The 14,322-nt window shown below is 46.8% G+C and carries 13 protein-coding genes and 1 riboswitch; all 13 genes read left to right on the top strand.

All coding sequences use genetic code 11. The features are described 5' to 3' along the window. The first annotated feature begins 91 nt into the window (after positions 1 to 91). Positions 92 to 985, top strand: coding sequence for an AraC family transcriptional regulator (locus AC1VYS_RS17980; RefSeq protein WP_482910845.1), 894 nt, complete (start codon positions 92 to 94; stop codon positions 983 to 985). A gap of 813 nt (positions 986 to 1,798) precedes the next feature. Beyond that, positions 1,799 to 2,455 carry a stage V sporulation protein AA gene (locus tag AC1VYS_RS17975; RefSeq protein WP_482910844.1) on the top strand — a complete coding sequence of 219 codons (657 nt, stop codon included), beginning with the start codon at positions 1,799 to 1,801 and terminating at the stop codon, positions 2,453 to 2,455. Further along, positions 2,442 to 2,864: a stage V sporulation protein AB gene (locus AC1VYS_RS17970; protein WP_482910843.1), complete on the top strand. Its 423-nt coding sequence runs from the start codon at positions 2,442 to 2,444 to the stop codon at positions 2,862 to 2,864. Before AC1VYS_RS17975 ends, AC1VYS_RS17970 begins: the two co-directional genes overlap by 14 nt. Before the next feature lie 90 nt (positions 2,865 to 2,954). Continuing rightward, the gene (locus AC1VYS_RS17965; protein ID WP_482915043.1) at positions 2,955 to 4,562 is read left to right on the top strand and encodes a spore germination protein; all 1,608 of its coding nucleotides are present in this window, start codon (positions 2,955 to 2,957) and stop codon (positions 4,560 to 4,562) included. Between the two features lie 103 nt (positions 4,563 to 4,665). After that, a complete protein-coding gene (gene lysA / locus AC1VYS_RS17960) occupies positions 4,666 to 5,997 on the top strand; it encodes a diaminopimelate decarboxylase (RefSeq protein ID WP_482910842.1) in 1,332 nt (443 codons plus the stop codon). Positions 5,998 to 6,285: 288 nt separating this feature from the next. Further along, complete coding sequence (locus AC1VYS_RS17955) at positions 6,286 to 6,717, top strand: peptidylprolyl isomerase (RefSeq protein WP_090922413.1); 432 nt, start codon at positions 6,286 to 6,288, stop codon at positions 6,715 to 6,717. A 270-nt stretch (positions 6,718 to 6,987) separates the two neighbouring features. Continuing rightward, complete coding sequence (locus tag AC1VYS_RS17950; protein WP_482910841.1) at positions 6,988 to 8,307, top strand: hypothetical protein; 1,320 nt, start codon at positions 6,988 to 6,990, stop codon at positions 8,305 to 8,307. Between the two features lie 154 nt (positions 8,308 to 8,461). Next, positions 8,462 to 8,629: riboswitch (FMN riboswitch) on the top strand. A 323-nt stretch (positions 8,630 to 8,952) separates the two neighbouring features. Next, positions 8,953 to 10,056 carry a bifunctional diaminohydroxyphosphoribosylaminopyrimidine deaminase/5-amino-6-(5-phosphoribosylamino)uracil reductase RibD gene (ribD, locus tag AC1VYS_RS17945; RefSeq protein ID WP_482910840.1) on the top strand — a complete coding sequence of 368 codons (1,104 nt, stop codon included), beginning with the start codon at positions 8,953 to 8,955 and terminating at the stop codon, positions 10,054 to 10,056. A gap of 89 nt (positions 10,057 to 10,145) precedes the next feature. Then, positions 10,146 to 10,814: a riboflavin synthase gene (ribE, locus tag AC1VYS_RS17940; protein WP_482910839.1), complete on the top strand. Its 669-nt coding sequence runs from the start codon at positions 10,146 to 10,148 to the stop codon at positions 10,812 to 10,814. Positions 10,815 to 10,921: 107 nt separating this feature from the next. Next, positions 10,922 to 12,163, top strand: a complete 1,242-nt coding sequence (locus AC1VYS_RS17935; RefSeq protein WP_482910838.1) for a bifunctional 3,4-dihydroxy-2-butanone-4-phosphate synthase/GTP cyclohydrolase II — start codon at positions 10,922 to 10,924, stop codon at positions 12,161 to 12,163. A gap of 96 nt (positions 12,164 to 12,259) precedes the next feature. Then, a complete protein-coding gene (gene ribH / locus AC1VYS_RS17930) occupies positions 12,260 to 12,727 on the top strand; it encodes a 6,7-dimethyl-8-ribityllumazine synthase (protein ID WP_090922403.1) in 468 nt (155 codons plus the stop codon). A 102-nt stretch (positions 12,728 to 12,829) separates the two neighbouring features. Beyond that, entirely contained in the window at positions 12,830 to 13,630 is an 801-nt protein-coding gene (locus AC1VYS_RS17925; protein ID WP_482910837.1) for a segregation and condensation protein A, read from the top strand. After that, on the top strand, positions 13,599 to 14,288 hold the full coding sequence (gene scpB, locus AC1VYS_RS17920) for an SMC-Scp complex subunit ScpB (RefSeq protein ID WP_482910836.1): 690 nt from the start codon (positions 13,599 to 13,601) through the stop codon (positions 14,286 to 14,288). Before AC1VYS_RS17925 ends, scpB begins: the two co-directional genes overlap by 32 nt. Positions 14,289 to 14,322 lie beyond the last annotated feature (34 nt).

Genomic DNA, 14,322 nt, shown 5'->3' with positions numbered 1-14,322 from the left:
AAATATAAGAATAGTGATATAGTAAGACGGAATTGATTTAATTAATATCAAGATTACACAAAAAAAATATAAAAATATTGAGATGGAAACGATGAGAAAAATAAAATTTGACATCGATCAACAGCTAAAGGAAATGACAGAACATCGTACAGATGATCTGTCTATCGCTTGTTACAAGACAACTATATCTAAGCATGTACAAGGGTATATTCCTTTGCACTGGCATGATGAATTGCAGTTTGTAGCTGTGATTCAAGGTGAAGTATTATTTCATATTAATGAACAGCAAGTAGCGGTTACAGAAGGAAATGGGGTATTCATTAACAGCGGCATGATGCATATGGCAGAGGATTGGAGTACGGGCGATCCGAGCATGTATCTCTGTTTGAATGTGTCCCCGCAATCACTGGCCCCTGCCGAACTTTACATGAAATACGTGCACCCGTATGTAACAGCAACGAATTTGCCATATCTTATGATCGAAAAATCAGACTCCTGGGGAGAGCAGCTTCTTCAGAATATCGCTGTTGTGAGACAAGAAATTGAAGAGCAGGCTCCATATTATGAACTGAACATTGCAGGAGTTGTGCTGGAGATCTGGAAAAGGTTAATTATGAATGGTTACTCACTCGAACATAACGAAACAGAGATGATCCGTAGCAAACGTATGAAGCATATGCTGATGTGGATTCATCAAAACTACGCCGAGCCGCTCAGGCTGGAGGATATAGCAAAGGCAGGTCAGTTAAGCCGTGCAGAGACCTGCCGAAACTTTAAGCACATACTGCGTACAACCCCCATGCAATATGTGCTGGATTATCGTATCCGAAAAAGTACAGAGCTTTTGCGTTTCTCACAGCGCAGTGTCACCGAAATCGCGTATGAGGTTGGGTTCAACAGTACCAGCTACTTCATCGAACAGTTCCGAAAAATGATGAAAATAACGCCTTTACAGTATCGAAGGGAAGAGCAGAAGGGAAGCTAAGATGAGGATAATGAGATACGTAGTTAATGGTTAGGGTTATGAATTGTCAGACAGGAGCATCTCCTAATGAATCAAACAAGTATGATCCTGGCCAAGCATACTTAACTAGGGCGAGCTGAATGATATCGGCTTGCCTTTTTAATTTCTTTCTATGCCAATCCCATCTAGGGCGCCCAGCGTCTTCTACGTTTTTTTTCTTCTTCCCAAAGCGCCTAGTGCCCACGTGTTTTTCACTTGAGCGCACCCGGCTTTCAGTCCTTCCCCCTGCCCCGGCCTGCAAGTTTCTTTCATTTGGTTTGGAAAAGAGAGGGAGGCAAGCCAGCGGAGGGATGGAATCGGTAAAAGGAGCGAAGCGAGCGCGTTTATCACGGGATTTCCTCCTTGAAAAGGAGAAAATCAGAAATCCGGGGATAACCAGCGCCCGATACCGATCCATCCCGTAGCGTCCAGCGCCTTCCACGTTTTTTTCTCTCAGTACGCCTAACGACACCCACATGTCTTTCTCCTTCCATGCACCAGCATTCAGCCTTTTCCCCCTGCCCGCACCCGCAAGTTTCTTTCATTTGGTTTGGAAAAGAGAGGGAGGCAAGCCAGCGGAGGGATGGAATCGGTAAAAGGAGCGAAGCGAGCGCGTTTATCACGGGATTTCCTCCTTATAAAGGAGAAAATCAGAAATCCGGGGATAACCAGCGCCCGATACCGATCCATCCCGTAGCGTCCAGCGCCCCCTCCACACTCTTTCCAACTTAAATGTAATAAATTTGCACAATCTTCAAATACTAACCTAAATTACGCAGTAAAGGAGTGCTTTGGATGTCCGAGACCCCCACTCCAACGGTCTACGTTCGCATGCGCAGCCGAATTCGCATCCAGAGGGGGCGAGCGGTCCAACTGAGGGATATTGCCCACGTACTGGCCTCATCCGATGATCAGGAGGACAGGTTGCTGGAGATGGAACTGCTACGGCCCGGACCGGAGGATGGTAACCTGATCCTTATTGACATCCTGCAGATTATTCCCCGAATTCGGCAACTATTGCCTGACGTCAACGTGGAGTTAATGGGGCCGGGACATACATTAGTCGAAGTGATGGCAGGTAAAGGTCAGGCCTCTAAATCACTGTTTATTCTGGTATGGCTGTTGCTGTTTTTTGGTTCAGCTCTGACCATTATGAATTTTCACGCAGATGTGAATATGCAGGAAGTGCAGATTCGCATTGTGGAGATGCTGACAGGACAACGGGACGAGCATCCGTACTTGTTTCAGCTTGCGTATTCCCTCGGAATCGGCTTCGGCATGGCTGTGTTTTTTAACCATCTGTTTAAGAAGAAATGGAATGAAGAGCCTACACCGCTCGAAGTGGAGATGTTTCTGTACCAGCAAAATGTTGACCAATTTGTCGTCATTGAAGAGACGGAACGTATGCATAAGCAGAATCAGCGGGAGATGAACAACGATGAGCGTGCTTAACGGAGCGATCAGTATTGTGCTTGGCATTGCGGGGGGAATCGCTGTGGGAAGTGGTGTTATTGCTCTTATCCTTGTCCTCGATATGATTCCCAGACTGGCTCAAGTGACGCAGTCCTATGATAAAACACATTGGTACGAGGGGGCTCTCATCGGGGGTTCTCTGCTGGGCACGGTAGCCGATTTCTGGCATTGGAAAATGCATGGCGTTATGCTGCTCAGTCCCATTGTCGGACTGTTCTGTGGTGTGTTTGTTGGCCTGCTTGCAGCAGCGCTAACGGAAGTGTTGAATGTACTTCCTGTTCTGGCGAAAAGGCTGGGCATGAGGTCGTACTTGTTTGGACTGTTACTCGCGATGATTCTGGGAAAAATGACAGGTTCATTGTTTGACTTTTTCGTTTATCAGCGGTAAAGCAGCATGACAGGTTTAAGGAGGATGGACATGGACGAACATAACAATCAAGCGGGTCATGAACAAGAAGATAGCACTACGGAAGATTTGATGCATAAGTCTGCTTATGAAATCCAAAAGGAAGAAGAGAAGAGGGAATATCAGAAGAAAAAGCAAAACGAGATGTCTGACAGTATCGAGGAATCCGTGCACTATTGGCAACACAATGACGACATCTCTCCGCGCATGAGTGATAACAAAAACACATTGAAGCAAGTGCTCGGTCTTGGCGAGTCTTTTGATGTTACGCTGAGGGAGATGGTGCTTGGCGGCAAACATGTAGGGCTACTGATGTTGAGTGGTTTTGCCAAAGACGAGATTTTGCTTGAAGTGTTAAAACGATTAACGTACCTCTCACCAGATCAAATATCCGATCACGCGCTTAAATCTTATTTTGAATGTTACATTCCTCATATCCAGGTAGAACGAGTAGAAAAGATGAGTGCCGTCATCAGTAAAGTACTGACTGGAATGAGTGCCTTTTTTGTTGAGGGCGACCGATCTGTTCTCATTATGGATACTCGGAGTTATCCGGTTCGCTCCCCCGAGGAGCCTTCGCTTGAACGTGTCGTTCGTGGTTCGCGAGATGGTTTTACAGAAACACTGCTTACGAATGTGACGCTGGTGCGCCGCAGAATACGTGATCCTGGGCTGAAGTTTGAGATCATGCAGGTTGGGCGAAGAACACAAACCGATGTATGTGTGGTGTACATTGACGATATTGTGGATAAGGTGCAGGTCGATTCGGTTCGTGAAAAAATACTGCGTATCGATATCGACGGCATTCCGGCAGCTGATAAACAGTTGGAGGAAGCAATTATTAATAAAGGATGGAATCCATTCCCCCTGGTTCGTTATTCGGAACGTCCTGACGTTACAGCTTCTCACTTGCTGGAAGGACGAGTCGTTATTTTTGTAGATACTTCCCCCAGCGTAATGATCTTGCCGACGACCTTTTTTGATCTATGCGAACATGCGGAGGAGAACAGGCAGACTGCTCTTATGGGAACCTATTTGCGCTGGGTGCGTTTTGCAGGCATCCTGATCTCTCTGTTTCTGTTGCCACTATGGATGCTGATGGTCATCGAGCCTTCGCTGAAACCTGTCGGTTTGGATTTCATCGGCCCACAGGAAAGCGTGAAACTGCCGATTATTATTCAGTTTCTGCTCATCGAGCTGGGTGTAGACTTATTACGGATGGCTGCAGTTCATACCCCGACGCCTCTGGCTTCAGCCATGGGTCTGATTGCGGCTATATTGGTCGGAGATATCGCGGTAAAAACGGGGTATTTTGTCAATGAGGTCGTGCTCTACATGGCTATTGCGGCGATCGGAATGTTTGCTACACCAAGTTACGAGTTAGGACTGGCGAACAGATTGGTCAGATTATTGCTACTGGTTGCAGTTGCGATATTCAAGGTGCCGGGTCTGGTCGTTGGAACAACGTTGCTGATTGTAGCGTTAACCATTCACCGTTCATACAACTCATCGTATCTTTGGCCATTTATACCGTTTAATGCAAAGGCATTTGGCAACTTCTTATTCAGAGTTCCATTGCTTGTCAGCAAGAAACGTCCATCGTTCAACAAAACACGTGACAACACCAAGATGTCAGATGATCCCGACGGTGAGTTGCGAAAAAGCAAAAAACACAAATGATGTTCCGAAAAATCCATTCATCTCCCGGCTTAATTTGATATACTGGTGTAAAATCAATGGAATAGTAAATGTTCCAGTATACAAAAAGTGAGGAATGCAGACGATGTATTTACACGGTACAAGTAGAATAAATGAGCAAGGTCACCTGGAGATTGGTGGAGTAGACGTTACAGATATGAAAGAGCAATTTGGAACACCGCTCTATGTTGTGGACGAGCAATTGGTTCGAGAGCGCTGCAGAGAGTACATGGAAGCATTCCGCGCTTCCGGTCTGGGCTTCCAGGTTGCGTATGCGAGTAAAGCATTCTGTGTCATGGCGATGTGTGCCCTGGCAGCAGAAGAAGGTCTTTCTCTGGATGTTGTATCTGATGGAGAGTTGTTTACCGCTTTGCAAGCAGGTTTCCCGGCAGATCGTATTCATTTCCACGGCAATAACAAAACGCTGGAAGAAATCGAAATGGCGCTTGATGCAGAGATCGGCTGTTTCGTGGTAGATAACTTTAATGAGCTGCACCTGCTTCAAGCTGTAGCAGCAGACAAAAAGCGCAATGTGAATGTCCTTCTGCGTGTAACGCCAGGTGTTGAGGCGCATACACATGAATATATTTCAACAGGGCAAACGGACTCTAAGTTCGGTTTTGATATCGGTAACGGTACAGCATTCGAAGCGATTGAACTGGCATCCAAACAGCCTAACCTGGTACTACTCGGTGTGCATTCTCACATCGGTTCTCAAATTTTTGAGGTTGAAGGGTTCCAGATGGCTGTTCAACGTGTTGCTGAATTTGCGGCGAGTGTGTATGAGCGTTTGAATGTGGCCTTCAAAGTCGTAAACCTCGGTGGCGGGTTCGGAATCCGTTATATCGACGGGGATACACCGCTTGAGGTCGCACAGTACGTGAAGGCGATTACGGATGCTGTCAAAAATCATTTTGCTCAAATCGGTTACGCTGTGCCTGAAATCTGGGTTGAGCCGGGCCGTAGCATCGTAGGTGAAGCGGGTACAACGCTCTATACGGTGGGTACGAGCAAAGACATTCCAGGCGTGCGTAAATATGTTGCAGTAGACGGTGGTATGACCGATAACCCGCGTCCTGCGCTGTACGAATCCAAGTATGAAGCTGTGCTGGCGAATCGTGCTAACGAAGCAGCAACAGAAACCGTATCCGTAGCGGGTAAATGCTGCGAGAGCGGTGACATGCTGATCTGGGATCTGGACTTGCCGAAGGTGGAAAGCGGTGACTTGCTTGCCGTAGCCTGCACAGGCGCGTATAACTATTCCATGGCGAGTAACTATAACCGGATTCGTCGTCCGGCAGTTGTATTCGTCAAAGACGGTCAAGGTGATGTGGTCGTACGCCGCGAGTCGTATCAGGACATTATTCAAAATGACCTCGTTCCAGCACGTATTGGCAAACAGGCAGTTACACGTTAATTCATCAAATTGATACACTGAATAGGAATAATCATGTTCCTATAGCACAAGTTCTATAGCATAGAAGAGGACGGAACGGGATTACCCTTTCCGTCCTTTGCTGAGCATATGACTTTGATTTAGATACTTTTGTCTGTGCATCGAGAGCAGAAAATCAAAAAAAACGGCTCTTTCTTTTGCGATTCGGTTCTTTTCGGTGTACACTAAGAAAAGTGCTGTAATGCTTGACCACGAGTTTGGTATTGCGTCACAATTACTTTGCTCTATATTGAAAGGAGTCATTTACATATGGCGAAACAAGCGAAAATTAAATTGGCAAACGGCGGAGAAGTTCTGATTGATCTGTTCGATCAAGAAGCTCCAAATACCGTAGCAAACTTTGAAAAATTGGCAAACTCCGGTTTTTATAACGGACTCGTGTTCCACCGCGTGATCCCGGGCTTCGTAGCTCAAGGCGGATGCCCTAGTGGTTCCGGTACTGGCGGTCCTGGTTACACAATCAACTGTGAGATCAACCCGAACAAACACGAGCGTGGAACACTCGCGATGGCACATGCTGGCCGCAACACAGGCGGAAGCCAGTTCTACATCTGCTACCAACCACAGCCACATTTGGACGGACAACATACTGTGTTTGGTAAAGTAAGCAAAGGTATGGAGTTTGTTGATGCATTCGAAGGCCGTGACAAAATGGAAACTGTTGAAGTCGTAGAAGTTTAATTCGATCTGCAACAGAGTAAACACCTTTATGACCCTTGGTACGTTCCTATTACGGAAGTACCAGGGGTTTTGTGCATTTTGCTGCCTTTTTGCAAGATTGTCTTAGATCGTCTTGTCAAAATTAAGCTTAAAGGAACTGGCGGGCGAAGAGATCCTGGGTTATTCTGGCTAAGTACAGACTGAAGGAACCGAATACATGAGGTTTGACAGCACAATGGAGAGTACTGTACTTAGTTACTTTCATGAAAATTTGAAAGGATGTTGTTAACTTTGGAGGTTGTACAGCAGCTTAAATTACTTCAGCACATTTATAGTGGAAGTACGATTTGGGACGAGGAGTTGCGTGCTTCTAGACATACTATGCCTGAGGATGTAACGACTGAGCAGTTGCAGGTTTTAGAGGCAGCTGGACATGAACCCAATCGGTTTGTGAAACCCCAGCATGAGGAGACCATCAGTGAACTGAGAGCATTGGCTGAGCGTTGGACACTTCAGGACGCAGCTCAGGCTTTTGTGGCTTCGTTATGGTCGGCTCCGATGATCTGGCGTTCGCTTCTTACAGGTAAACTAATTGCAGCCTGCATGCCAGATCATGAATATAAGCCGTATCCTTCCAGTCATAAGTGCCAGATCTGCGGTTTGGACGTGAAAGACGGTGTAGATACATCGCTGCAATGGTACTGGCGGATGACAAACGGTACACCGCTGGACGGTGATATTTTTGGACATGTTCTCGCTATGAAGGAGATAGTCTCTTCCCAGGAACCTCCGGTTCCGAATGAATATGATCGCTGGACGCTGCGCGCCGTATTGACGGTATTGCGCAACCTGCCTCCCAAAACGCGTTACAGCAAGGCAGCAGATGCGCTCAAAAAAGAACAACTGCTGCCTTCGAAAAAGATATATGTATATCGTGATCTACTTGAAACGCTGGCACTGGTCGGCATTTTGGACACGCCAGAACAGCCAGGAATGATTACAGCCTTCACATCTTATGCCGAACGCGACAAGAGACCTAACACCCGAGTTGAGGTCCAGGCTCCTTTGGCATGGTGGGATTCATCTGTCGGAATTAACGAGGACAATCTGTCCCGAATTTTCGATGGGTTCGATTGCAGTGATGTGGCGCTAGGAGACAAGCCTGAACCGAATCCACAGTCGAGTGAGACCGTTATTGGTGCATTCGAAAGCAGACGAGGTGTGGGTTCCAAAGCCAAGGTACCGAAAAAATCTCCAGATGCCGGCATAGGTGAGGTGCAGCCAGGAGACGTATATGCGGTGAAAGTACTTAGTGGCGCTTGGGTGACCGTCTACTGTCATGAAGTGAAGGACAAACGTGCTATCGTCGAATATTTGGAGGGTGTATTCCCTGAAATGCCAGGAAAAGAAGAACTTATTTTAACCGTTCGTCCGAGGCCAGATGAACGCTGGCTATGTTCAGCAAGCGGAATCGACTCCACGAGCTGGGTAAGAAGAGTCGCCAGGGATATGGCAGCCCCTGCTGCTTCCCAGCCGAAACCTGGGAGTGTTCCGTTCCACGCTGCAAAGGATTTGAGGCACATGGCAAGCTGGTGTTTTCCTGACCTCTAGACTTTATTTTTTCCGTGGTTGATTGAAATCCGTGTCTCATGAGAGATGCGGATTTTCTAATATAATGCTTATTAAAAGTTAGTATGTGACAAAAAGAAACAAAAATAAATTGATTTTTTGACATTAAAGTGCTAACATCCAATTAATAACGAAAGCGATCCTTCAGGGCAGGGTGTAATTCCCTACCGGCGGTGATGCATATGTCGAGGAATTAAGTTTACCATACGACATGGCAAAGTCCGTGACCTGTCTGCCTACGGCAGATGGCTGATCTGGTGTGATTCCAGAACCGACAGTATAGTCTGGATGGGAGAAGGAGTGGGTGTATGCCAAGCAGGCTGCACTCCGCAGGAGTGATGTTACACAGCATTTATCATCTGATTTGATGTTGTGTAGGGAAAGCTTATTTTTAATGAGTTTTTCTGTACATAATACCGTAACAAAAGAGCTCTTTACCTAATATGTTGTATTCAACAAGGTATGTGTTTGTTTTCACTTGCCTGTTATGCGGATTTGGTGAAGTGTCGTTATGGTTGTACACCATTCACTCCTGTAGATGACAGTAGTCTCTCATCATCCCCACCGGAACGGATTGTTCGGTGGGGATTTTTTAGTTCAAGATTATAACCGTGGGGTGAACAATATATGGAAATGATCAATGATGAATTTTATATGGCGTTAGCACTGGATATGGCAGAACGGTCACAAGGACAGACTGGAATTAATCCTGTCGTGGGATGTGTCGTAGTTAAGGATGGACGAGTTGTTGGTCTCGGAAGCCATCTGAAGAGAGGTACCGGGCATGCGGAAGTGCATGCACTTAACATGGCTGGAAGCGATGCGGAGGGCAGTACCGTCTACGTAACGCTTGAACCTTGCAGTCATTACGGTAAAACTCCGCCCTGCAGCGAACGTTTGATTCATGAGAAGGTCAAACGGGTGGTCGTCTGTTGTGAAGACCCGAATCCACAGGTATCTGGCACAGGTATCAGTATGCTTCGTAAACAAGGTATCGAGGTTGAAGTGGGTGTTTTGCGCGAACGCGGAAGACGTATGAATGAAAAGTTTATTAAATTTATTACAACAGGGCTGCCTTTCGTTACCCTCAAAACAGCATCTACACTGGATGGCAAAATTGCTACTCGCAGCGGAGACAGCAAATGGATCTCCAACGAACCGGCACGTGAAATTGTACATGCGCTTCGCCATCGTCATCAAGGTATTATGGTTGGTGTGGATACGGTTATCGCCGACAATCCAGAGCTGACTACCCGTTTGCAAGTAGAAGGGATTAGTCCGGTACGGATCGTAGTGGATTCCAAGCTGCGTCTGCCTGTAGGCTCCAAAATGGTCAAGGATGGCCTTGCGCCAACGTGGGTGCTTACTACCGATGAGGCTAGCCAGGAAGCGGCAGAGCGCCTTGAAGCTTACGGTGTTGAGGTAATCCGCTGCGGCCCGGGGCCGCGCGTAGATTTGCTGCACGGGCTGAGCAAACTGGGAGAGCGTGATATTGGCTCCATTTTGCTGGAAGGCGGCGGCACACTGAATGGTGCGATGCTAGAAGCACGGCTCGTAGATCGGTTGCTTATGTTTATCGCTCCGAAGATTGTAGGTGGATATGATACACCTGGAAGCTTCCGTTTTGAAGGCGTAGAGCGCATGAGTCAGGCGATCCAATTGCATCAGCTGGAAATTGAGCAAGTTGGGGATAATATCAGTATTGGCGGCATTCCGGTTTGGCCAGAATAAGCCAGAGTAATGCATCACATTGATTTGGACTCGCAAGGATGCGTGCGACATCAAAATATGTACACAGTTTTAGATTAGGAGGCGGCAGTATGTTTACGGGTTTGGTGGAAGAAGTAGGTCAGATCCGGCGCATTGGCCGTAAAGGCGAAGCCTTGGTTCTGAACATCGGAGCTTCTGTCATTATGGATGATCTTAAGATTGGAGACAGCGTCGCAGTTAACGGGGTTTGTCTGACAGCTACTACGCTTGAAGGCGGAGGTTTTACGGCAGACGTCATGCCTGAAACGTACCGTCATACGAATCTGAGTCAACTCCAATCTGGAAGCAAGGTTAATCTGGAACGAGCCATGTTGTCCGGTGGACGATTTGGCGGGCATATTGTGCAGGGGCACGTCGATGGAACTGGAGTCATTGGTAGCATCACGCGGGATCAGAATGCGGTTGTATTTGAAATCAGGCCGGATGACCATGAACTTTTCCAATTTTTGATTCCGAAAGGTTCGGTAACTCTGGATGGAATTAGCCTGACTGTGGTGCAAACGACCCAAAGTTCCTTCACGGTTTCCATTATTCCTCATACGATTGGGGAAACGGTGCTTAACATGAAAAAAACGGGAGATAAAGTCAACATTGAGTGTGATATTTTGGGTAAATATGTAGATCATCTGTTGCAGTACGGCAAAGGTAATCCAGGAAAGAGTAAAGACAAGCCGCGTAGTATTAGCGAAGAGTTTCTCTCGAATCACGGATTTGCCTAAAGCTCGATCGATCTATACAACATAAAGATGGATTTGAATAATCCTTATTTTATTTGCGCAAAAAAAATGTATTCATCAAAATAAACCGGAAACAGGAGGTGCAGCCGATGTCAGAACAATCCGAGCCATCCATTCTGGACTCAATCGAAGCAGCTATATATGATTTGATGCGGGGGAAACCCGTCATTGTGGTGGATGATGAGGACCGGGAGAATGAAGGCGATTTTATTGCTTTGGCGGAAAAGGCGACCCCGGAAGTTATCAATTTCATGATTACCGAAGGTAGAGGCTTAGTCTGTGTTCCGATTACACAGCATCGAGCAGACGAATTGAACCTTAAACCGATGGTTCAGCAAAATACGGATTTTCACGGGACGGCATTCACGGTCTCTGTGGATCACATGGATACTACGACAGGCATTTCGGCGCATGAGCGTTCAATCACCGTTAAAGGTTTGATTGACCCGAACGCGAAAAGCAGTGATTTCCGCAAGCCGGGCCATATGTTCCCGCTGATTGCTAAAGATGGCGGTGTGCTGCGTCGTGCCGGACACACGGAAGCCGCAGTAGATCTTGCAATCATGTGCGGCTCTTACCCTGCAGGTGTCATCTGTGAGGTAATCAAGGAAGATGGCACGATGGCCAGACTTCCAGACTTGCAGGAGATTGCACGTAAGCATGATCTGAAGCTAATCAGTATTCAGGACATGATTCGTTACCGGAATGAGAAGGAGCAGCTGGTTCAGCGTGAAGTGTCTGTACGCATGCCAACCGATTTTGGAGAATTTCAAGCGGTGGCGTATACCAATGCTGTGGATCATAAAGAACATGTCGCATTGGTCAAAGGCGAGATTGACGGCTCCAAACCTGTATTGGTCCGTGTACACTCCGAATGTTTGACGGGCGACGTATTCCACTCTCACCGCTGCGACTGTGGTCCGCAGTTTGATGCGGCACTGAAACAGATTCATGATGAGGGGAACGGCATACTGCTCTATATGAGACAGGAAGGTCGCGGGATTGGTCTGATCAACAAACTTAAGGCTTACAAGTTGCAAGAGGAAGGTCTCGACACCGTAGATGCCAATCTGAAGCTTGGTTTTGCTGCTGATCTGCGTGATTATGGTATCGGGGCTCAGATCTTGAAGGATCTCGGCGTTCGTCAAATTCGGTTGTTAACGAATAATCCACGTAAGATCAAAGGTTTGGAAGGATATGGTCTGGAAGTGGTAGAACGTGTGCCGATTCAGATGAAGGAGAATGTGGATAATACCGCTTATCTTCACACCAAGCAAGCTAAACTGGGGCATATGCTCAAGTTTGATGATATTGAACAGAACGAACAGTAATTAACCGAACATGCTGGTTTTCTGATATAAATATTGGGATTTACACGGTAAGCAGTAGAAGCTAAAACATCATATATCGACAGGGAGATGACGATAATGCCTAATTATTTTGAAGGACATTTAGTATCGGAAGGTTTAAAATATGGCGTGGTCGTTGGACGGTTTAATGAGTTCATTACGAGCAAGTTGCTTAGTGGAGCGCTGGATGCATTCAAACGTCACGGCGTGCAGGACAATGAAGTGGATGTAGCCTGGGTGCCAGGAGCTTTCGAAATCCCGCTTATTGCACAGAAAATGGCCGAAAGCGGCAAGTATGATGCAGTCATCACTTTAGGAACGGTTATCCGTGGATCAACAACACATTATGATTATGTCTGCAACGAGATGGCGAAAGGGGTAGCAGCGATTAACCTGAAAACAGGTGTACCTACCATCTTCGGACTGGTTACCACGGAGAACATCGAACAGGCGATTGAACGTGCCGGAACAAAGGCAGGCAACAAAGGCTGGGATGCGGCTACAGCTGCAATTGAAATGGCGAACTTGACGAAACAGCTAAAATAGTGCTTATTTAATAGTAGTGCCCTGCTTTGCGCAGACGAAATCGGGAGACCGGCTTCGAACGGCTAGCAGGGTTTTTATTTTTCTGGCGGGAGGATTCGTCTAGTGACGGTAGTTACATACAAACTGGAGACTTTTGAAGGGCCTTTGGATCTGTTGTTGCACCTGATTGATAAGGCTGAGATCGACATCCAGGATATTCCCATCAGCGATATTACCGATCAATACATGGCGTATCTGCATTCCATGCAGGAGCTGGAACTGGATATTACAAGTGAATTTCTGGTGATGGCAGCTACGCTGCTGTCCATCAAGAGCAAACTTTTACTGCCCAAACCACCGGTAATCGAGGATTTCGAGGATTATGATTATATGGAAGATGAAGATTATGATCCACGTGCTGAACTGATTGCACGTCTTATCGAATATCGCAAATATAAAGGAATTGCGCGGCATCTCCATGAACGGGAATGGGAGCGAAGCCTTATTTTTTCCAAAGAACCCGAGGATCTGCGCCCCTATATGCCTGCTGAAGAGCAATCGAATCCGGTACAAGGACTGCATACTTCTGATCTCATTGCGGCGTTTCAGAAGGCGCTGCGCAAGGCTGAGAAGCGCACAACGGTCACACGGATCAAACGGGATGAGATTTCCGTCAAGGATCGCATACGTGAAGTCATCGGTTCGCTTCAACAGTTGGGGCCTGGAGGCCGATTACTGTTCTCCAAGTTGATGGATGATCAGATCTATCGACATGAGATCGTGGTGACGTTTCTAGCGGTGCTGGAGCTTATGAAGATGAAGCAGATTGTTTGTTATCAGGAGCGGTTGTTTGAGGATATCGTTATGGAGTGGAGAGGGGAAACAACGAATCATGGATTTTCCGAAATTGAAGTCGATTATTGAGGGCCTTTTGTTTTTGTCCGGAGAAGAAGGCTTAAGTGTAAAACAAATCGCCGAGATCGTAGATCAGCGCGTAGAATTAGTTGCGGATGCGATTGAGGATATGATTGGTGAATTTGCCCGTCAGGGGAGAGGCGTACAAATTCTGAAGATTGCAGGTGTCGTACAACTCGGAACATTGCCGGAACATGCGGCGTATTTTGAGAAGTTGGCCTACTCCCCTGCACGTACGTCTTTGTCACAAGCGGCGCTTGAAACATTGGCGATTGTAGCTTATCGTCAGCCCATTACACGGGTGGAGATTGAGGAGATTCGCGGTGTGAAATCGGAACGAGCTATCCACACTCTGGTGAATAAGGATTTGATTGTGGAAGTGGGAAGAGCGGAAGCGATAGGGCGCCCAATTTTGTACGGAACGACGAAATCATTTCTCGATTATTTTGGACTTGCCTCGATTAAAGATCTTCCCGAACCTGGTTTGTTTGAAGACTCGGAAAATTTGGAGGAAGAAACCCAGTTGTTATTCGATAAGTTGGATATAAACCATACAGATGTCGTGGATGCAGACGTGCAGAATGTATTTGATTTTGAAGAAGAAACAGCATTTCCCGAAGAAGATATAACGCCGTATCCAGACGATGACTCTTCAAGTTCATCTTGATTCTAGGTGATCGGCAAGAAAATTCAGAGACAAA

It is taken from the genome of Paenibacillus sp. G34 (assembly GCF_056856875.1).
Note: the sequence above shows the minus strand (reverse complement) of the source record. Positions and strands in the feature narration are given on the sequence as shown.